This window comes from Vibrio sp. T9 (genome assembly GCF_003123985.1).
GTDB classification, from domain to species: domain Bacteria; phylum Pseudomonadota; class Gammaproteobacteria; order Enterobacterales; family Vibrionaceae; genus Vibrio; species Vibrio diabolicus.
This window is the reverse complement of the sequence record NZ_NIGY01000157.1, coordinates 1-316: the sequence shown is the minus strand read 5'-3', so window position 1 is coordinate 316 and position 316 is coordinate 1. Positions and strand designations below refer to the sequence as shown.

At 37.7% G+C, this 316-nt stretch carries 1 tRNA gene; it reads left to right on the top strand.

Annotated elements, in window-relative coordinates:
* The first annotated feature begins 50 nt into the window (after positions 1–50).
* Positions 51–126 (top strand) — tRNA-Glu (locus CBX98_RS25885).
* Positions 127–316: the final 190 nt, after the last annotated feature.

Below are 316 nucleotides of genomic sequence, written 5' to 3'. Positions count from 1 at the left end.
GGTTTATGAAGTTTAAGAGATAGAACATCCCCCAAGATGTTCAACTTAGTGTCCCGTTCGTCTAGAGGCCTAGGACACCGCCCTTTCACGGCGGTAACAGGGGTTCGACTCCCCTACGGGATACCATCTTTAAGCGCATTTCTTTTGAAATAGAAAGTATTAAGTGTTCTTAAAAATGGTTACTTCATTGAAGTGATTAGCTCTTTAACAATTTGGAAAGCTGACAAAACAACAATTTATTGTTGTTTGTAAAGTTCTCAATGTTTATCGAAAGATAAACACCAAAAAACACATTCAAGTGTTCTTGGCTTTTTGT